This window comes from Capnocytophaga sp. oral taxon 323 (genome assembly GCF_001278825.1).
In the GTDB taxonomy this organism is placed as follows: Bacteria; Bacteroidota; Bacteroidia; order Flavobacteriales; family Flavobacteriaceae; genus Capnocytophaga; species Capnocytophaga ochracea.
On record NZ_CP012589.1, the window covers coordinates 2,502,501 to 2,524,137 of the forward strand.

Genomic DNA, 21,637 nt, shown 5'->3' on the forward strand with positions numbered 1-21,637 from the left:
TTGATACCTAAATTCTCTATATCTCGTCTCATTTGGTAGGCTCCTTTAGGATTTTGGAATACTCCTGCAATCACATAATAGCCTTGTGCTATACCCTCTATTTTTGGGTCTTCTACCACTCTTATGCGCTTGTCTAATTCTTCTTGAACAGTAGGTGTTTTAGTTGTTGTTTTAGGAGTTTCTACCGTAGGTGTTTTTGTTTCTGTTACCGTAGGAGTTACTACCTTAGGCGTTGGAGGTGTTACCACAGTAGGTTCAGGAGGAGTGGTCTTAATTGGTTTCTTAATGTGATGTTTGCCACCAAACTGATAAGAAACTACCACATCATAACTACCACCCAATTCAGCTACATAGTTAGCAATGGTTTGTTCGTAGCCAAATCCTACGCTCAAGTGGTTAGTCACGTTGAAGCCTAAGCCACCGAAAGCTCCATATTTTTGGTCATAACCGGCGTAAGCCCAACCCAGAGGAACGTCCAACATCACGTGTCCGCCCATTTGAAAATTATCTTTGGTTCTCTTAGCTTTAGCATATACACTAAAAAAGCCATCTTCTAAGAAATCACTGCGAGAATCCAACTCTTTGCGATACATCACGTGAGCGGTGAGCGACTTTTCATTAAAAGGCACTGCCATTTCTCCTGCCGAAAACGAATAGTCTAAGAGGTTCTCCGCGGTAATACCAAAATGCCAAAAGTTAAAGTTTACGTCTACCCCTGGTTGTAAGTTGATGATACTCGTAGGTTTCGCATTCTCTATCAAGGGGTCTTGCACGTTTGCGCGCACTTTATTTCTGTCGATACTACTGCGGGCAAACACTACGTTTAACCCTAAGCGCAAAAAGTTATCATCTGATATCTCTACTTGGTGTACGTAGTTCCCTAGTATACCTATATTGGCAAATATGCCTGCTGTACGTTGGAAAACCAACCCGTGTGCCATATTGTTGCCATCGTAGTAATCATTCTTTCTACCTGCATCGCCACCCCACTTCTTGCCATAAGAGAGCCCAAAGGTATTGAACTTATCTTCCTTAAAGCCCATCCACTGGTTGCGATGAAAGAAGGTAATTTGCGACTCATTCTTGCTAAATATTGGAAACGCAGGGTTCATTAGGTAGGTGTTGTATTTTACAGCCGTATGTCCAGGCATTTCGTAGGGTAGGTAATTACCATCACTTTGTGCAAATAAAAACTGAACACTAAGCGCCAACACTGTTATCGTTATGTTATGTACTATCTTCATCGTCAATTCTTATTTAAGTATTGTAATGGTTCCTTTCTTATCCACGCTTCTCGTTTCGCCGTTTTCGGTAATCTCACCTTTGAGGGTATAGATATAGATAAGCGCACGCTTGCCAAGGTCATTGAAAGTACGCTCATCAGGCCAATTATTTTGGTAGTTGTTTGTCGAGAGTACTTCTTTACCTTCTTGTGAGTATATCGTTACCTTCACTTTCGGAGTGAGGTATACCGACGGTATTTCCCACTTATCGTTAATGCCATCGCCGTTAGGAGTTACCACATTAGGCACTTCCACCACTTGGTAGATATTCAGTTCAAAAGGCAATATGTTCTCGCCTGCTGCCACGCACGACTCCTCTTTCAGTGTATAAGAACCCGACATATCCTCAGAGGTTACCTCCAAAGTTGTGCCGTATTTCACCGTGCCGTCATCTTTTGTCCAGCTGAATTTATTACCTCCTTCGGCAACTAATCTATCACCTATACGCACGTCGAACTTGCGCTCACGTGCTGTACTGGTTTGGTATACTTGTTTCACAGGAGCAGTGCCTTGACTGTCGCGCATTAAACTCAATTTCAAACCGCCTACTTGGTAGTTCTTCACTTGTATATGAGCGCGTTTAGGGCAACCGCCGTTGTTAATTTCTAAATAGTATTCGCCTATTTCGTTCACGCTTGCCGTAGGGTTTTCACTGCCTATAGGAGTGTCGTTAGTGTAATTGGCACTCGTTACTTTCTTCCATACGTATGAAAAACTATCGGCTACTGATGAGTTAGGGTCGAAGCTATCAGCAGCTACGGTAAGACTAATAGTTCCTCCTTGACAAAGGAATACTGTTCCTTTCGCACCGTCAGCCGACGATATTTCAAAATCGGGGATAGGAGTAAACGCTACCGGTTTTTCGTCCGAAGTCTTGATAATCGTACCATAACTAACCCGCACAGAATATTTAGCCGATTCTGAGTTGCCTGCGCGCGACACGACAAACTGCTGTCGGGTTTCGCCTGGCACATCGTTGCTGTCTTTTTGCCATTGGAAGTTAAAGAATTGGTAATCTATTTTCTTTACTTCCACCTGTTCTCCACTACTGCTTAGCTGTACGGTTATCTTTTGTACTTCAAGAGTGGTTTGCGTACGGGTTTCACAGTTGGTAGACGCTACCGTTCCCACTCTCACGCCTTTAATATCAGCAATGGTTTCAAAGTAAATAGGGGTAAGGCTGATACTTGTACCACAACTACCGCCATCGGTGATTTTTGCTTCGTATACGTCAGCCGATACAGGCGTATCAGTAACCGTGTATTCTACCCCCGTAACGCCTGTTATTACGGTGCCGTTTTTCTTCCATTCCACAGTAGGGTTGGTCATATTGTGCGATATTTTCAGTACCGTAGTTTTTGCAGGGTAGTAAATCTCGCGAGTGTTCATATCTTCCGCCCAACGTGCTGTGATAACGGTACGCTTTGCCACTACCGAGTTGGACGTAGCGGGGCAACCTCCGCCCGTACCGCCTATGGTAGCATAATACACTCCTGTGGTAGTTACCCCATATTCGGTCATTCCTACCCCTTGCGCTATCTGTGCGCGGTCTTTAAACCAAGTGTAAGTAGCCGTAGGGTCGGCACCAGTGGTAACCGTGAGCGTATACACTTCTCCACAGAAATCCACATTATCTACACTGTTGTTAATGCGCAACGCATTGCTGTCCTGCAATTGGATATCTAATACATTCGATTCAGGAATGGCAGGAAACCCCGAAGCCGTTATTTTCAAGCGGTATTTGCCGTTTTGGGTAGCGCTGTTAAGGGTGATTTCTTGCGTGGTATTGATATCGGTAAATGCACCGCCCGTTTCTCTTTGCCATTGAAAAGTGAAAAACGAATAGTCGCTCGGGTCTATTGCAAGCTCAGTAGCACCCGATACGGCTGTGATTTTGTCTACCGTGAGGTCTATGCTGTTCGTCTCGCAAGGCTGATAAGAAGTTTTAGGCTTGATGCTCACCTTGAAGCTATCAGGGGCTTTAAGTTCGTACTCCTCCGTTTCTACCGTCGAGGCACAACTGCCCGTTTGGATTACTTGGGCTTTGTATTTGCCTGCGCTGGTGGCTACATAAGTATTGGCAGTTTGCCCCGGTATTTCCACCCCGTCCTTAAACCATTTGTACGAAGGATTTTGGGCAGTGGTGTTTACGCTGAGGGTACGCTGTTTGTTGGGTAACAATACATTGCCCCCCGTGGTAGTAATATTAGCTTTAATAGCATCTTTATGTTTTATTTCCACCTCGTTAGAGCGCACGCCACAACCACCTCCGTCGCCTATTTGTACGCGGTATTTACCTGGCAAGTTATTGGGGGGCGACACCACATAGGTAGCCACCCCGTTAGTTTCACCCAACTTAGTATTGTCGCGATACCACGAATAAGTATCGGTACCCGCAGGGCTAGCAGTAAGGGTAAAGCTCTCTGAGCTACATATCTCAGTAGCAGAACTACTAAGTACTAACGACTGTCCTCCTCCTTTTATTCTAACGTTAATATTATTGGATTTGGAAATGTTTTGGTCAGAATTTGTACAAGCTCCATAATCAATATAAACCCTATAAGTTCCCTCTTCACTTACTGTTATTTTTGGACCTGTCTGTCCATTTATTCTTACACTATTATTACCCCCAATATCACTTTTATACCAAACATAATTATAATCTGAAATATTATTGCTTGCTGTTGTGAATATTTGGGTTACAGATATTTCTGTAGTTTGTCCAGGGCAAAGGTTTACATTACCTGAAGGTACTGTTTTTACAGATCCTGTTGCATTTATAAAATTACCCTCAAACTCTTCCTTACCGCTTAGTTCACCTATAACAATTACTTCACTTGCTGGATTAGTTGAACGAAGACGAATTCTATATTTTTTACCATTTAGAGTCTTAGGAAAAGTTAGATAAGCATCAAAAAATAGAACATTATTTATTGTTTTCCCTTTTGGAATACCATCAGTCTCATAAGGTAATACAGTAGGATTATTGAAACTTCCGTTAGCATCTGATAGTTCAAATATATATTTATTATCCGCATTTGGAAGAGGAGGAGACCAACGAACTTTAACTCTAAATCCTGAAGTAGTTTTACTACCATCAGGATTAGTAACGATGACTTTTCCGTTATAATTGGGAGTAACACAGAAACTGGTATTAAAATTACTCTTTGCGTGTAGTAATTTATTTTGCTGTGCTTGTACCCCCTCAATACCAAAGAAGTATAAAAGCAGAAAAACACTTATGTATTTAAAAAAATTGCTTACTTTCATTTTAAAATACGAATTAAAACATTGCTAAAAATACTATAAATCATACCCACTGGGTACTATACACGGTGCAAAGATACGAAAAAGAAATATCTACACAAAAATAATTGTCCATTTTTTTTACACTCTTCTGTTACCTTTACCCAATATCTCTACCTGCTTTTTGTTATAACTTGCTGAAAATTACACACTTTTCGTTATATAATTCTCCTTCACATTCCCTATACCATCGTGCTACTCCTGTGAAATTTTAAGCATCAATTAAGAATCTTTTAAGAATGTTTAACGCAAAGCTTACGCAGGTAAAAGCTAAAAGGTAAAACCATAAGCGGTATAATCCCCGTCTCTACATTCCCTTTTTGAAGAGGGCTAGGGGAGGTTTATCACCTTTTCCAGCTTGTCCCCCTTCGGGGGTTCGGGGGCTTACCAAATAAGTAACTCGCTACGTTCCCCCTCATTGAGATAGCCAGCAACAACTGGGTATGTGAGAAGGGAGATATTTTCACCACATTACCTTCGTCATTCGTCATTCGTCCCTTGTCATTAATTCCTCTTTCTTTCGCCTCGAAACCCCGTTTTTAACATTTTTAGCATTGTTGTATTATATTATTAATCAACTTTTTATACACTCTTTCTATACCAATCGTCCAAGATTCGTATAAGCTTCCTATAAGCTCTCTATAAGCTAACCCCACCCTCCTTACACCCTTTTTTCATCAAAAACGCCCTTAACCTTCTTCTGAAAATCTCCGTTTCCTTCCGAATCCTCCAATCCCTCCTCTAACCTGTCCGACCCGTCCATTCCCCTTGGTGGTATTATTGACATTTCTGGTATTTCTGGCATTATTAGCATTTACCCCATTCTCTAATTTCCTCATTTCCTCATTTTCTCATTTACCCCATTCTCTAATTTCCTCATTTCCTCATTCTCTAATTTCCTCATTTCCCAATCATTCTTCATTCGCAATTATTTTTTATCTTTGCCCCCGTATGAAAATCCTGATTATAGAAGACGAAAAAGAACTCCGCCTCACCCTGCGACAGTTCCTCGAACAAGAACACTTTTTGGTGGAAACAGCAAAAGACTACCCTTCGGGGCTAGCTAAACTTGCCGACTACGACTACGATTGCATTCTTTTGGACATTATGTTGCCCAACGGTAGCGGTATGCAATTGCTCGACGAGCTTAGGGCGATGAAAAAGAACCATTCCGTGCTTATCATCTCGGCGAAAGACTCAGTAGAGGACAAGGTGCTCGGACTCGAAAAGGGTGCTGACGATTATCTTGCAAAACCTTTTCACCTCGCCGAACTCTTGGCTCGCGTCAAATCAATTATACGACGCAAAAACCAGCAAGGTGAGGAAGTGATTACCCTCAAAAACGTACAGCTCTTTCCCGAAACCCGTACCGTGAAGGTAGGCAATACAACGCTTACTCTCAACCGAAAGGAATACGACCTGTTGTATTACTTTATCATTCGCCCTGAACGATTGGTGGAGAAAACCACCCTTGCCGAAGCCGTCTGGGGAGACTATATCGACCAAGTGGATAGCCTCGATTTTATCTATTCGCAAATAAAGAATCTCCGCAAAAAGCTCAAAACTGCCGAAGCCGAAATAGACCTGCAAGCGGTTTATGGCATTGGTTATAAATTGGTATAACTATGAAAATATCACTGAAAAACTACACCTTGCGCTACCTCACGCTCACCTTTTTGCTCATCTTGGCGGTGTGGGCGGCGGTGTTCTACGCTTATATTTTAGACGAGGTGTACGACAATATCGATGACGGACTGAAAGACAAGAAGACGCTCATTATTCAAAATATCCTTCGCCACCCCGAACTGTTAAAGATAAATGAATTTGGTATCGAGGACTTTAGAGTGTACCCTTCGCAAGAAGATTTCTCCCACCACAATATTCTTAGTAATGCCTTTTTCTATATGCCTTTTGATGATGAAGACGAGCCATACAGGGTACTCAAAACGAGCTTCTACGACCGCGATATGAATCCCTATACGCTTGAAATACGCACCTCTACGGTAGAAAAAGACGATTTGCTGTTCAATTTAGCCATTGCGCTGGGGGTATTGTATGTGGTGTTGGTACTCTCAATGTATCTTGTCAATCTGTTAGTTATCAACAAAATATGGAAACCTTTCAAGAGGATACTCACAGCTATTCGCCAATATGAAGTAGGGAATAAAACCAAACTACAGCCCATCGTTACCGATGTAATTGAGTTCAACGTGTTGCACGACAATATCCAGCAAATGTGGCAACGCAATGAAGTGGTATTTGAAGAACAGAAAGTGTTTATTGAGAACGCTTCACACGAATTGCAAACACCCTTAGCTATTACCCTCAACAAATTAGAACTATTAACCGATGACCCTTCACTGACCGAAAAGCAATTAGTTCAGCTTAGCGAAGTCAAGCAGTCACTAATGCGAATGACTCACTTAAACAAGTCGCTACTGATGCTCACCCGCATAGAAAATCACCAATACAAGCAAGCTGAGAGCATATCGTTTCAAGCGCTCACAGCAACTATTATAGAAGATCTCAGTGATTTAATAGCTTTTAAAGAATTGAAAATTACGGTGAAAGAAGATAGTGATTTTCAAGTGGAAATGAATAAGGATTTAGCAACGGTACTCGTGTCGAACTTATTGTGCAATGCCATTAAATACACCGAAAAGGGAAGGGAGATACAAGTCCGTTTAGAAGAAAACTGTTTTCAAGTGAAGAATACTGCCAAAGACGGAATACGCTTACACCCCAACAAGATTTTCCAGCGCTTCCACAAAGGGCAACAGGACGCTACTTCCACCGGCTTAGGCTTAGCTATTGTAAAGTCTATCGCCGATAGTTATCAATTGCAGGTGAAGTATAGTTTTGAAGAGGAAATGCACTGTTTTACTTTAAAGAAGAAATAAAAAACAAAGGCTGTCCGAAAAACATAAACAGCATAAACTTTTCGGACAGTCTTTAATCATTAACCACTAATCATTAACCATTAATAAGATAGGGCAGTGGTCGCTATGTTTAGCCTCGGGGAGAATAAGCGCGCGCTCCATACGGTTTTCTAAGGGAGCAGATACCAAGTGATAATCGATGCGCCAACCCTTATTGTTGTTGCGAGCATTCGCGCGATAGCTCCACCACGAGTACTGATGTGCTTCTTTGTGGAAATAGCGAAAACTATCAATAAAACCACTCTTCATAAACTTATCCAACCACTCGCGCTCTACGGGAAGGAAGCCCGATACATTGGCATTTCGTATGGGGTCGTGAATGTCTATCGCCTCGTGACAGATGTTATAGTCACCACAGATAACGAGGTTAGGCACCTTCTGTTTCAGTTTGTCTATGTACTTTTGAAAGTCAGCCATAAAAGTCAGTTTGAAGTCAAGACGGTCAGGGTTTGTACCTGAGGGCAAGTACAGACTCATTACTGATAGCGTCTCAAAATCGGCGCGAAGCACCCGTCCTTCCCTATCCATATAGTCGATACCCGTACCTACTTCCACGTGCTTAGGTTCTATTTTAGAGAGTATCGCTACGCCACTATAACCTCTCTTCTCTGCACTGTGGTAATACTGATATTTATAGCCCAATTCCGAAAAAACTTCCGTAGGAATTTGGTCTTCTGTGGCTTTAATCTCTTGCAAGCACAACACATCGGGGTTAGCGCTTTTCAGCCACTCGGCAAAGCCTTTCGTAAGCGCTGCCCTAATGCCATTTACGTTATAACTGATAATTTTCATTAGTAGCCTGTTCCTTTTTCTCCTTTTAAGATAGCAATACCGTTCGATGTACCAATGCGTTGTACCCCTAAGTTCACGTACTGCATAGCTGTTTCGTAGTCGCGTATACCTCCTGAGGCTTTTATTTTTGCCTTGCCTTGCACACATTCTTTCATTAGTTTCACATCAGCAAGGGTAGCCCCTCCTGAGCCAAATCCTGTAGAGGTCTTTACAAAGTCCGCTTTAGCATCAAGAGCTATACGGCAAGCCAAGCGTTTTTCTTCGTCAGTGAGGTAGCAAGTTTCGAGGATTACTTTTAGCACTCTATTCTCACCTACACAGCGTTTCAGTGATATAATTTCGTCTAACGCTTTGTTCACTTCACCAGATTTTAACAAGCCTACGTTTAGCACCATATCAATCTCGTCGGCACCATCGGAGAGAGCTTCACCCGCCTCAAAGTATTTTGCTTTAGCCGACATTGCTCCTAAGGGAAAGCCTACCACGCTACACACCTTGATATCAGTGCCTGCTAAAAATTTCTTAGCTGTTGTTACATAACAGCTATTCACACATACCGAATAAAAATCGTACTCCACTGCTTCTTTGCAAAGGGTCTCAATATCCGCAATGGTAGCCGTTGCTTTTAGAAGTGTGTGGTCAATTAGTTTGTTTAATTCCATATTGTTTTAGTTAAAAGTTAAAACTGAAAAGAGTCCAACCGATTCTTTTCTATTTGTCAATTCTTATTTGTTCTTACACTCGTGTTATTACAACTTTCTTCTTAACAGTTGTAAGTAAAGAGAAGTCTAACGCACTTACTTCTGTTTCAAATCTTACAATTTCTGCCTGCGTAGCTCTAAATATTTTTGGCAAAGGTAGATATTTTTTTTCTAACAGCAAAGATAGTAAAGCGAATCTAAGAATTAAAAAGAGTGATTATCTCTGATTAACAATATCGTGATTGCTTTTGCGTCACATCTCTCGTCATTCATCATTCGTCATTTCTTCCCTTTTCCGTCACACTCCCTTCTAGTGCCTATGGCCTAAGGCCTATCACCTCTTCCTCTTTCTTTCGCCTCGAAACCCCGTTTTTACCATTTTTACACTCATTGTATCATATTATGAATCAACTTTTTATATACCCTTTCTATACCAATCGTCCAAGATTCGTATAAGCTTCCTATAAGCTCTCTATAAGCTAACCCCACCCTTCTTACACTCTTTTTTCACCAAAAATCCTCCTAACTTACTTTTTATATTTTTCGTTTTCCTCCGATAACTCAGACCAGTCCAATTTGTCCGACAAGTCAGACTCGTCAAAAAACCTTTTTTATCACTACCCATTTGCTAATTTCCAAATTTCCTAATTCTCTAATTTTCTATGCCCGTCGTGCTACGACCTTTAGCAAAGTTTAAAACTTTACCAAAGTTGAATAAACTAACAATCAATACACTAGCACGTTTTTGTAAACTCCACCTCATTTCCTCATTTTCTAATTTCCTCATTTTCTAATTTCTGGTATTATCAACATCAAATTGGTACAATTATTGCGTTATGGTGTGGCTGAAAAATACTGCTATCAACCATCACAAAGGCTATTACGCTACTTCTTATGGGTATTATGGAAATTATTTAAACGTGTTAAATAAATGTTAAAGTGTCACCTTTCTGATACAACGTAAAAAAAATATACTACCTTTGCACCCGCAATGAATTCTTATTTAACAATTAAAAAATGTTTCGAACAACAACACTATGAACAAAAAGTATTTTTTCTTATTCCTTATTTTTGTATTAAGCAGTTTTTTGTATTTCGTACACGCCCAAAATTCACATCTTAGCAAAGAAAAACTATTAGCCTTAAAAAAAGTCGAACTTAACATTAAAGATTTGTATAACGAGCTAAACGCCGCCCAATACGACCTTAGCTTCGAAGCTTTTCGCTACGCTTATATAGGCTATCAATCTCTCAGAAAGCAACACCGCTTAAACGAAAAAGACCTCTTTTCTATTATTGATTTTACAAAAGATAGTAGCTCTAAGCGCTTTTATACCATCGACTTAGAGAAGATGAAAATAGTGTATTACACCTATGTAGCACACGGTAGAAATAGTGGAGAAATAAAGTCCTCCTCTTTTTCAGATGCGATGGAATCCAACAAAAGCAGTATAGGCTTTTACATTACAGGTACTACTTACATCGGTAGTAAAGGATTTAGCCTAATGTTGTACGGCGATGAAAAAGGCTATAATAGTAACTTAGCCAAACGTGCAGTAGTTATCCACACCGCCAATTACGCCAATGAAAATTACATAGCTCGTACGGGGCGTATGGGCAGAAGTTTAGGTTGTCCTGTATTGCCCGAAAACATATATAAACAAGTCATTGAAACTATCAAAGAAAAAACAATGATTTTTGCTTATTACGACGATGCAAAATACCTCAGCTCCTCTAAATACTTAAATGTTTTAAAACTTATTGACGACGAATCCGTCTTCTAAATAAATTTTGATTATCCTTATCTGAATACTTAAAAAATAAAAAAGACTGCTGTGTAGCAGTCTTTTTTATTTTTCTTATATAGATGTCTTATACTTCTAACTGAAACACCTCTTGTACCCAACTGATACTTTCATCTATTGACGAGGTATCTTTCAAGTGGTTTACAAATTGCGTGGTTATCTTCTGAATGATGCGGTTACTTATCATTTCAGCTTGTTGCTCGTTAAAGTTTTCGATTTTCTTTCGCTGAAAGTCCATTTCAGCTTCTTTAAGGCTTTCAAGCTTCGCTTTTAACGCTTTGATAGTAGGCGCAAACTTGCGGTTATCTAACCATTGAAAAAACTCTTCTTTTACCTCTTCTACAATCTCCAAAGCCTGTGGAATCGCTTCTTTTCTACGCTCTAAGGCTTCGTCTTTGCGCTTAGAAAGCTCGTCCATATGCAAAAGGGTTACATTGGGGAGTGTTGCCACTTGTTCCTCCACGTTCTTAGGAATAGAAAGGTCTAAAATGAGTATCGGTTGAGCCGGATTGATAAAATCTTTATACACCGTAGGAGTAGCAGCCCCTGTGGCAACTATGAGTACATCTGCTTTGCTAATTTCATTTCGTAACTCGTTAAAATCTTTAACTATTACATTAAACTTACCCGCTATTTGTTCTGCTTTTTCGCGTGTGCGATTGATAAGAGTAATATGTTCGTTTTGAGTGTGCTTGATGAGGTTTTCACACGTATTACGACCTATCTTGCCTACACCAAAGAGAAGAATATTCTTTTGCGACACCTCAGGTATATTCTGCATAATATATTGCACCGCCGTAAACGATACTGAGGCTGCCCCTGAAGAAAGCGCCGTCTCGTTCTTGATACGCTTGCTGGCGTTAATAACACAATTCATCAATCGCTCCAAAAAGGCTTTGGCAAGACCTTTGTCGCGCGAGAGGGTAAAGGCTTGTTTTATCTGCCCTATAATCTCAAAGTCCCCAAGAATCTGGCTATCTAAACCTGTACCTACTTCAAAAAGATGATGCACAGCCTCTTTGTTCTTTGTTACGTAACCCACTTTCTGAAAATCATCTACCGACCCATTAGAATTTTCACAGAGCAGTTGTATCAGCTGAAAAGGGTGTTCGGCATAACCATAGAGCTCCGTACGATTACAAGTAGAAATTACCAATAGCTCCTCAAAGCCTTCACTTTTAGCTTGGGAGAGCAATTGGTCTTTGTTTTCAGGGGTAAGACTAAACATTCCACGCATCGTTGCATCAGCTTTCTGGTAGCTGAGTCCAATGCAGTAAAAGGTTTTATTCTTAGATATAGTAGGTTGTGACATAGTTTTTTAGTAATTGATACTATCAGTAGTTGTGTTTCGCAAGCGCAAAAATAATAAGTTCGCCGTAAATCACATAAGATACGACGAACTTTTATTCTAAAAAAATAAAATATGTAAACAATCTAAATAATTAGTCTTTTTATCATTTTGTCTATTTGTTAATTGCCACAGCGACTGAGAGGCAAAGTAGAGCACCTTAGCAATCCCTCTTGTTTGGCAATCTCGGCATACGGTATTTCCTCTACGGTAAAACCTTGTGAGCGCAACCAGTTATTCAAGCGTGTAAAATTCTTTTCAGAAACCACCACCTCTGGGCTAATAGAAAAGATGTTGCTAAACATATGGTACATTTCCTCTCGCTCTATATGAAAGAGATTCTCTTTGCCAAAGAGGTCTACCAAATACTGATAATCAGCTTCACAGCGGAAACCGCCTTTGTAGATAATTCCTTTGTCTTTACCAATCGGTTGGAAGCAACAGTCGAGGTGGAGGGCATTATCGCGCGCCTCAGTTTGTGATTTCACCAAATCAAACTCCTTTACCTTTTTCTGAGGGAAGAGCTTTTGAATAAAAGCCACCCCTGCTACATTAGTACGAGCTGTGATTTGCTGTTTATAATCTTCCCCTTTATAAGTCCCAATGAAAATATGGTCGTTCCAGGGCATTACATCGCCCCCTTCAATATGAACATCAGCAGGAGGGGTTATCACTTTTTTAGGGTCTATTTGGTTTACGATGTACTCAATAGCCTGAAATTCTTCTTGTCTATCGGGTAGTATATTAGCTTTGATAAAAGTATCTTCAATCACAAAACCGATATCGCGAGTGAATATCTGGTTGCAGTCAGTAATGATTTCAGGGCGATAAACGGTTACGCCGTATTTTTGGAGTACTGCACAAAAAGCGTCCATTTCAGCAACCATATCCTTTTCTATGGGATAAGTACCCGCTTTGATATGCTCCGCCGATTTAGGGTCATAGGCTTCTTCGAGCTTTGGAGTAGGTCCATTGCTAGTAGCTGTGCCTAAAATCACAGTTTCTAATTGATCAGTTTCGTTTGTAATATGTAATTTTAGCATATTAATATTGTCTTGTTTTGGGCAAAGATACAAATAATTTGGTAATTAGCAAATTTATCAGTTCTCAATTGCTAATTGATAATTATTTCGTACTTTTGTCGCCCTAAATTCAATACAATGAACACCATACGCATAGGTACACGCGATAGTGAGTTGGCTCTCTGGCAAGCTAAAACGGTACAAAACCAATTAAAAACCTTAGGCTATTCCACTGAGATAGTAAGCACTAAATCTCACGGAGATATAGAGCTAAGCAAACCACTCTACGAAATGGGAGTTACCGGTATCTTTACCAAAGCGCTGGATATTGCCTTGCTCAATAGCGAAATAGATATTGCCGTACATAGTATGAAGGACGTACCCACGGCTTTACCTGAAGGAATCGTCGTAGGGGCGGTGCTCAAGCGCGGGAATCCTCACGATGTATTAGTGTACAAGGGTGACCTTTCGTTTTTAAAGGCGGAAATAGCAACTATAGCCACCAGCAGTTTGCGACGCAAGGCGCAATGGTTACACCGCTACCCACATCATAATATAGAGAGTTTAAGGGGAAATGTAAATACCCGCTTGCAAAAGCTCACCGATAACCCTTGGAATGGGGCTATCTTTGCTGCTGCGGGCTTGGAACGCATTAATAAATTACCTGAAAAACACTTGGTACTGGATTGGATGCTACCTGCACCTGCGCAAGGAGCTATCGTAGTGGTGGTGCGCGAGGATAACGTAGCCTTGCAGAAAAAACTACTCCCTCTCCACGACGATTATACTTATATAGCTACTCAATTAGAACGCGATTTTCTTCGCGCTTTAGAAGGCGGCTGTACCGCACCTATTGGAGCTTTTGCTGAGTTTAAAGATGAAAAACTCTACTTCAAAGGAGGCTTGTGGAGCGAAGATGGCAAAGAGTCTTCGGTAATAAACGAAGTACTCACTCAAATAGATGAATATACGGGAGAAAAACTTGCTACAATGGTAAGAAGTTAACGATTAATGGTTAAAAAAAGCGCAACACTTGTAACCAAGTGTTGCGCTTTTTTATTGCTTGTTATACTATAACTACGCATCGATTTTAGCGTACTTAGCGTTTTTCTCGATGAACTCACGACGTGGTGGTACTTCATCACCCATCAGCATAGAGAATACGCGGTCGGCTTCAGTAGCGTTGTCGATGGTTACTTGGCGAAGGGTGCGGTGTTCGGGATTCATAGTGGTATCCCACAACTGGTGATCGTTCATTTCACCCAAACCTTTATAACGCTGGATATTCACATTGCCCATTTCAGCTGAAAGCGCATCGCGTTGTTTGTCGTTCCAAGCGTACTCTTCGCGTTTGCTGTTTTTGCTTTTTACTAAATAGAGCGGTGGTGTGGCAATATACACGTGTCCGTTCTCTATAAGTTCGCGCATATAGCGGAAGAAGAACGTAAGGATAAGAGTAGTGATGTGCGAACCGTCTACATCGGCATCACACATAATAATTACTTTGTGGTAACGGAGCTTGCTCAAATTAAGTGCTTTGGCATCTTCCTCAGTACCCACAGTTACACCCAAAGCGGTATAGATATTCTTAATTTCATCACTATCGAACACCTTGTGTTGCATTGCTTTTTCGACGTTGAGGATTTTACCTCTGAGGGGTAGTATTGCTTGGATATCTTTGTTACGTCCTTGTTTAGCTGTACCGCCCGCTGAGTCTCCTTCGACAAGGAAAAGTTCGCATTTTTCTGGATCTTCTTCAGAACAGTCGGCGAGTTTACCAGGAAGACCGCCACCACTCATCACGCTCTTACGTTGTACCATCTCACGAGCTTTGCGTGCTGCTTGACGTGCTTGAGCAGCCAAAATCACTTTCTCGACAATGGTTTTGGCATCGTTAGGGTTTTCCTCGAGATAATCTTCGAGCATTTGTCCTACGGCTTGAGATACGGCTGAGGTTACTTCGCGGTTACCGAGTTTGGTTTTTGTCTGTCCTTCAAATTGAGGTTCGGCTACTTTTACCGAAATGACAGCGGTAAGCCCTTCACGAAAGTCATCACCTTCAATCTCCACAGGGTTCTTTTTATCTTTACTCATCTTCTCGAGCAAGCCTGATTTATCGGCATAGGCTTTGAGGGTACGAGTGAGCCCCATACGGAAACCTTGTAGGTGAGTACCTCCTTCGGAAGTGTTGATATTATTGACGTACGAGTGTAGGTTCTCGTTATATGAATCGTTGTAAATCATAGCGACCTCCACAGGGATACCGTTCTTTTCACCGTCCATAGCTATCACGTTTCCGATGATAGGCATACGGTTGCCATCGAGGAATTTAACGAACTCTTTTAGTCCGTTTTGTGAATAGAATTTTTCGGTGATAAAGTTACCTTTTTCGTCTTTATTGCGAAGGTCGGTAAGGGTGATAGTAATTCCTTTATTTAAATAAGCGAGCTCGCGAATACGGGCTGCGAGGGTATCGTATTTATACTCAATAGTTTGTTCAAAAATTACTTCATCGGGGTGGAAAGTAACCTTAGTACCGCGTTTATCGGTGTTGCCCACTTGTTTTACAGGGTACATCGCTACCCCGCGTTGGTATTCTTGTTGCCATATTTTGCCGTCGCGGTATACGGTAGCAGTAAGATGGTCGGAAAGGGCATTTACGCAGGAAACTCCTACCCCGTGCAAACCACCTGATACTTTATAAGAACCCTTGTCGAACTTACCTCCGGCACCGATTTTAGTCATTACCACTTGAAGGGCAGAAACGCCTTCTTTCTTGTGGACATCTACTGGAATACCGCGACCGTTGTCTTCCACGGTGATAGAATTATCCTCATTAATGGTTACCGAAATAGTATCGCAATAGCCTGCGAGCGCTTCGTCGATAGAGTTATCGAGCACCTCGTATACAAGGTGGTGTAACCCGCGCGTGCCCACATCGCCGATGTACATTGAGGGGCGCATACGCACGTGTTCCATTCCTTCAAGGGATTGGATATTGTCTGCCGAATATTCAGCTGAATTTTGTTGTTCGTTATATAATTCTTCTGCCATAATTTTAATATCGAATCAAGGGTGCAAAGGTATGAATTAATTTATTAATGAGCAAATTTTATAATAGATAAATAAAATTAGAAAATGAGAAAATTAGAAAATTAGAGAATTAGGAAATTTGGAAATTAGCAAATGGGTAGTGATAAAAAGTTTTTTTGACGGGTCTGACTTGTCGGACAAATTGGACTGGTCTGGGTTATCGGAGGAAAACGAAAAATATAAAAAGTGAGTTGGGAGGATTTTTGGTGAAAAAAGGGTATAAGGAGGGTGGGGTTAGCTTATAGAGAGCTTATAGGAAGCTTATACGAATCTTGGACGATTGGTATAGAAAGGTTGTGTAAAAAGTTGATTCATAATATAATACAGCGATACAAAAAATGTTAAAAACGGGGTTTCGAGGCGAAAGAAAGAGGAAGAGGCACTAGGCCTTAGGCCATAGGCACTAGGAGGGAGTGTGACGGAAAGGAGAAGGGATAATCTAGGGAATTAGCAAATTTGAAAATGAGAAAATGGGTGGTGTGGAGTCTTAGGGCATAGGTAATAGGAGGGAGTATGACAGAAAAGGGGGAGTGTGGCGAGGGAAAAGGCGATAAATGACGAATGACAAGTGACGAATGACAAATGTGGACTTTCTTCAAAAGGAGATTGCGGTGGTGGTAAGACGATGCGAGTCATACGGACAGGTGATGAATGAACGAAGGCGCAATGAAGATAAGGTAAAAGTACAATAAGGATAAAGCGGAGGCACAATGAAGAGAAAGTGAAGGTACAATGAAGATAAAGCGAAGGTACAATGAAGATAAAGCGAAGGCACGATGAAGATAAAGCGGGGGTAAGATGAAGGAGAAAAGAAGCTATTTTAGTGTGTTTGGGTATTTTTTCAGTATATCTTTTTTTGCTTTTCAATTTTATTCGTATCTTTGCACGCTAAGTCAGCAGTAAAGAACTCATTCTATCAAAAGATTACGAAAAATACTTGTCCGTTTCTTCCTTATAACCCTTGTGTTACTTGGGGTTACGGCTCTGCTTTTGACCTTACCCGCCACCCAAACCTTCATTGCTAAAAAGGTGGTGAACTACCTGAATGAAGATTTTGATATCGACCTAAATATAGAGCGCATACATCTGAAAATCAACGGGGATGTGGATATCAAACGAGTGCTTATTCGCGACCACAAGCAAGATACGCTTATTTCGGCAAAGAAACTCACGACTTCTATTTTAGACTTTAAACAGCTGTTTGACGGTAATTTGTACTTTGGACACATAAAGGGTGATAGTCTCATTTTCAATATGAAAACCCATAAGGGTGATACTTTGTCTAACCTGGACGTGTTTGTAAACAAATTCGATTCGGGAGAACCCAGCACGGGCAAGTTTGTGATGAAGGCAAAAAGCATCAAGCTAAAAGATAGCTATTGCCGTATTTCGGACGAGAATAACGCCAATCCTTCTATCTTGAAAGTAGACCATCTGAACACTAAGCTAAACGACTTTAAAATCTTGGGTAGCAAAGTGTTTTTTGAGATGCAAGAAGGGAACTTCCGCTTTGATGACAAACTGAATGTTACCCACCTAAATACACAGTTCAGCTATACCGATAGCTTGATGCAAGCCAAGGATTTGCGACTGCAAACGGCATTGACGGACATTCAGGGTACTATAACGATGTTCTCTCACAACGGCAGTTTTGGCGATTTTGTGAACAAGGTAGTCTTTGACGTTAATCTGCCCAAAGCTACGGTAAACACTACCGATTTGAACGCTTTTTACAATGGCTTCAACGGAGGTAGAAACATTGTGTTAGAGGGCGTAACGATGAAAGGAACGCTCAACAACTTCACTATTCCGCAGGGAAAAATATCTTATCAGAACACGCTTATTGAGGGAGATTTAACTTTCCAAAACCTATTAGCAAAACACGCTAATATAGCCGTGATAGGCAAAGGTGTATATGCCGAGAGTATTTATAACGATTTGGCTTACTTAATGCCTAAGGATTTGGGTGAAAATATTCCAGGGGAACTACAAAGGTTAGGAATGTTTTCAGTAGAAGGTGATTTTGCTTACAGAACTACTTCGCTACAAGCCAATGTACTGCTGAAAACCAATGACGGCGAAGCACATATTGACGGCTCTTTGGAAGACCTTACCCATACCGATAAAACGGCTTTTAGAGGTACGCTCACTACGAATCAGTTTCATTTGGGCAAGATTTTGGACGACCCGACTATGGGCGCACTCACTGCCGATATGACAGTGCGCGGACAGGGATTGAACTTTAAAACTATGCAACTCTACGCCAATGGCACGGTTCATTCGGTGGGCTACAACGGTTATAACTACCAGCGCATAGGCATTAATGGGGAGTTTAGGAATCAGGTGTTTAACGGCAAAATAGACGCAAAAGACCCGAACCTTACGATGAACTTCAACGGACTTGCTGACCTATCGGGGAGAAACAACAAATTTGACTTTCAAGCGGATATTGCTATTGCCGATTTGCACGCTTTACACTTTATGGAAATGGACAGCATATCGCAGTTATGTGGTAAGGTAGTGATAGACATTTCGGGCAATCAGTTGGACGATATTGTGGGTAAAATATCATTTAAACACACCAATTACATCAATTCAGCAGGAAGTTTTACCTTTAAAGACTTCGAGGTCGTTTCAACCTTGAACAATGGCGTGAAAGAAATCACGATTAATTCGCCTGATATTGTGAGCGGGAATGTAAGAGGAAAGTTCAAGTTAGCTGAGCTAAAAAAGGTAATGCAAAATGCGGTGGGAAGTATCTATGCCCAATACAACCCGTATAAGATAGAGAAAAACCAGTACGTAGACTTCCATTTTGATATTTACAACAAGATAGTAGAAGTGTTTGTGCCCAAAGTGAAGATAGGCAGAAACACTTTCATCAACGGGAATATAGATGCCGATAAAGGGAGTTTTAAGTTCCAAATGAAGTCGCCCAGCGTGAATGCATACGGCACTCAGATAGACAGTATCAGTCTTGAAATAGACAATAAAAACCCGCTGTACAATACTTATTTTGAAGTGAAGAAAGCCGATTTTGGGGTGTATGCCATTCAAGATTTTAACCTGATTAATACCACTATCAAAGATACGCTTTTCTTCCGTACTGAGTTCAAAGGGGGCGATACCGGCAGAGATACTTATGAGCTGAATTTCTACCATACTTTGAACAAGAAACAACAGTCGATTATAGGGATTAAGAAATCACTGATAAACTTCAAAGGCAATGCGTGGTATATCAACCGCGAGAATGCGATGAATGAGTACAACAAGATTGTGCTCAATCGCACTGCCGATACGATTAAGGTGAGCAACTTCAAGATGGCGCACCAAAACCAATATATGAACCTCAGTGGGCTCATCACTACCAAAGATTATAAGAACCTACATTTAGTTGCGCATAACGTAGCGATGGACAAGATAGTACCCGAAATCAAAGGGCTCAACCTCACGGGAACGCTCAATGGTAACGTGTCGCTTACTCAACGCGGGAACTTATATTACCCTTCGGCAGACCTTTTTATACGCTATTTTAAACTGAATGGCTATGACTATGGCGATTTGGAAGTGGGTATCTTTGGTAACAGTGATTTGTCGTCGTTTGATGTAGGGGCGTTTTTCTCTAACGGGCGGGCTCTTGGCTTTGCTACGAGAGGGAAAATTAACTTAGACAAGAAGCGGGGTACTTTGCTTGACCTTACGGCTTATTTTAGAGACTTTGAGCTCTCGCCTTTTAATCCGTTCTTGGAAGGAGTCTTCTACAACCTTAGAGGCACGATGTCGGGGCAAGTGAAGATAGACGGTAGCGTAACCGACCCACTGATGGACGGCGAACTCACCTTGCACAAAGCAGGTGTGGGGATTACGTACCTGAAACTGAACACTGATATTCAGGAAGGTGCACGGATAAAGGTAAACAACAAGACGTTTGATATAGACAACTGGCTACTGACCGATACCGCTTATAAAACACAAGCCAAACTGAATGGTTCGATTAGGCATAACAAACTATTAGATTGGTTTTTAGACCTAAGATTGCAAACCCTTGGCAAGCGCTTTATGGTGCTCAACACCCCTTATACTGATGATGCGTTGTTCTACGGGACTGCCTTTATCAAAGGGAATGCAAGCATTAAAGGAGCATTGGACGAAATTGCGATTAAAGTAAATGCGAAGACCGAAGAGGGTACGTCCTTCAAAATACCGCTCAGCGATAGTGAGAGTGTGGGCGATGACTCGTTTATCACTTTTGTAGAGAAGGGCGATAAAAAAGTAAAAATTAACCGAGAATTGGAGTCTATCAAGGGGTTAGAACTGAATTTTGAGCTTGATATCCTTCCTACTGCCGAAGTGGAAATTGTGATGGATAGAAAAACGGGTAGTAACCTTGTGGGGCGTGGGGCAGGTACGCTCCTTATTGAAATCAATACCAACGGCAAATTTAATATGTGGGGGGACTTTATCACCTATTCGGGCTTTTATAATTTCAAGTACGAAAACATCATCGACAAGCGTTTTACGGTGCTCCCAGGGGGGTCTATTTCTTGGAGTGGCGACCCGCTAAGAGCCACTTTGCGCGACTTGAAAGCGGCGTATACCCTCAGTGCGAACCCAAGTACGCTATTGGAAAGCAGTCAGTATAACCGGAAAATCAACACTCAGGTAATCATTAAATTAGAAGGAGAATTGATGCGCCCCGAAACCTTGTTTGACATTACTTTCCCTGATAGTAGCCCGAGTTTGGTATCGGAGCTCAACTACAAGCTTGAAGACCAAGACCGCAAGCAGTTACAAGCCTTTTCGCTCTTGGCACAGGGTTCGTTTATGAGCGAAAAGAATACCGATAACCGTTTGGTAGCTTACAACCTCTTTGAAACGGCAGCAGGCTTGTTTAACCAATTGCTCTCGGACGAAGACAACAAGTTGAACTTGGGAGTATCGTACGAAGCGGGGATTAATGACGGTTCGTCCGACATCAACAGCGACCGTTTGGGCTTTACTGTCTCTACCCAAATCACCGATTGGGCGAGTGTGAATGCCAAAGTGGGTATCCCTGTGGGAGGAGTGAGCCGTACGGCAGTGGCGGGTAACGTAGAGGTACAATTCCGCTTAAACTCCGACGGTAGCCTCACAGCTAAAATATTCAACCGAGAGAACGAATGGCAACAGTATATGCTCGACCGTATAGGGTATGCCCAAGGAGTAGGACTGACCTATTCGGTAGATTTCAATACCTTTAAAGGGTTGATGCAAAAGATATTTAAAAAGGGAGGCAAAGTGATAGAACCCAAGACAGAGAAGTAAAAATATATATCGCAATAAAACTTTGGAACAATAATTGCTATTAG

The 21,637-nt window shown here is 41.4% G+C and carries 13 protein-coding genes (1 of these 13 running past the window's edge); 5 read left to right on the forward strand and 8 right to left on the reverse strand.

Features of this window, described 5'->3' with window-relative positions; translation table 11 throughout:
- The 3 genes from AM608_RS10865 to AM608_RS12335 form a co-directional block, all read right to left on the reverse strand.
- On the reverse strand, window positions 1-1,244 hold the 5' portion of the coding sequence (locus tag AM608_RS10865; protein ID WP_053581755.1) for a PorP/SprF family type IX secretion system membrane protein. The gene continues 160 nt to the left of window position 1, outside the view; 1,244 of the gene's 1,404 nt are visible here — the first part of the coding sequence; the start codon lies at window positions 1,242-1,244; its stop codon lies off the left edge, out of view.
- Between the two features lie 9 nt (window positions 1,245-1,253).
- A complete protein-coding gene (locus AM608_RS10870; RefSeq protein WP_053581756.1) occupies window positions 1,254-4,553 on the reverse strand; it encodes a gliding motility-associated C-terminal domain-containing protein in 3,300 nt (1,099 codons plus the stop codon).
- Between the two features lie 697 nt (window positions 4,554-5,250).
- Window positions 5,251-5,394, reverse strand: a complete 144-nt coding sequence (locus AM608_RS12335) for a hypothetical protein (RefSeq protein ID WP_192829492.1) — start codon at window positions 5,392-5,394, stop codon at window positions 5,251-5,253.
- Window positions 5,395-5,540: 146 nt separating this feature from the next.
- On the opposite strand from AM608_RS12335, the gene AM608_RS10875 reads away from it, so the two are divergent.
- Window positions 5,541-6,212, forward strand: coding sequence for a response regulator transcription factor (locus tag AM608_RS10875; protein WP_002670879.1), 672 nt, complete (start codon window positions 5,541-5,543; stop codon window positions 6,210-6,212).
- 2 nt (window positions 6,213-6,214) lie between these two features.
- Window positions 6,215-7,489 carry a cell wall metabolism sensor histidine kinase WalK gene (locus tag AM608_RS10880; RefSeq protein WP_053581757.1) on the forward strand — a complete coding sequence of 425 codons (1,275 nt, stop codon included), beginning with the start codon at window positions 6,215-6,217 and terminating at the stop codon, window positions 7,487-7,489.
- A gap of 66 nt (window positions 7,490-7,555) precedes the next feature.
- On the opposite strand, the gene AM608_RS10885 is transcribed toward AM608_RS10880, so the two are convergent.
- Both AM608_RS10885 and deoC read right to left on the reverse strand, forming a co-directional pair.
- A complete protein-coding gene (locus AM608_RS10885; RefSeq protein WP_053581758.1) occupies window positions 7,556-8,320 on the reverse strand; it encodes an exodeoxyribonuclease III in 765 nt (254 codons plus the stop codon).
- Window positions 8,320-8,982, reverse strand: a complete 663-nt coding sequence (gene deoC / locus AM608_RS10890) for a deoxyribose-phosphate aldolase (RefSeq protein ID WP_053581759.1) — start codon at window positions 8,980-8,982, stop codon at window positions 8,320-8,322. Before deoC ends, AM608_RS10885 begins: the two co-directional genes overlap by 1 nt.
- Window positions 8,983-10,058: 1,076 nt before the next feature.
- Between deoC and AM608_RS10900 the strand changes: the two genes are divergently transcribed.
- Entirely contained in the window at window positions 10,059-10,805 is a 747-nt protein-coding gene (locus AM608_RS10900) for a murein L,D-transpeptidase catalytic domain family protein (protein WP_009421152.1), read from the forward strand.
- Between the two features lie 88 nt (window positions 10,806-10,893).
- On the opposite strand, the gene hemA is transcribed toward AM608_RS10900, so the two are convergent.
- Both hemA and AM608_RS10910 read right to left on the reverse strand, forming a co-directional pair.
- Entirely contained in the window at window positions 10,894-12,138 is a 1,245-nt protein-coding gene (gene hemA, locus AM608_RS10905; protein WP_053581761.1) for a glutamyl-tRNA reductase, read from the reverse strand.
- Between the two features lie 158 nt (window positions 12,139-12,296).
- Complete coding sequence (locus AM608_RS10910) at window positions 12,297-13,217, reverse strand: dimethylarginine dimethylaminohydrolase family protein (protein WP_015782576.1); 921 nt, start codon at window positions 13,215-13,217, stop codon at window positions 12,297-12,299.
- 117 nt (window positions 13,218-13,334) lie between these two features.
- Here AM608_RS10910 and hemC point away from each other — a divergent pair, with 117 nt between their 5' ends.
- Window positions 13,335-14,201, forward strand: a complete 867-nt coding sequence (gene hemC / locus AM608_RS10915; RefSeq protein ID WP_053581762.1) for a hydroxymethylbilane synthase — start codon at window positions 13,335-13,337, stop codon at window positions 14,199-14,201.
- Window positions 14,202-14,273: 72 nt separating this feature from the next.
- On the opposite strand, the gene gyrB is transcribed toward hemC, so the two are convergent.
- Window positions 14,274-16,250 (reverse strand): DNA topoisomerase (ATP-hydrolyzing) subunit B, encoded by a 1,977-nt coding sequence (gene gyrB / locus AM608_RS10920; RefSeq protein ID WP_015782574.1) that lies wholly within the window; start codon window positions 16,248-16,250, stop codon window positions 14,274-14,276.
- A 1,002-nt stretch (window positions 16,251-17,252) separates the two neighbouring features.
- Here gyrB and AM608_RS10925 point away from each other — a divergent pair.
- The gene (locus AM608_RS10925; protein ID WP_053581763.1) at window positions 17,253-21,593 is read left to right on the forward strand and encodes a translocation/assembly module TamB domain-containing protein; all 4,341 of its coding nucleotides are present in this window, start codon (window positions 17,253-17,255) and stop codon (window positions 21,591-21,593) included.
- Window positions 21,594-21,637 lie beyond the last annotated feature (44 nt).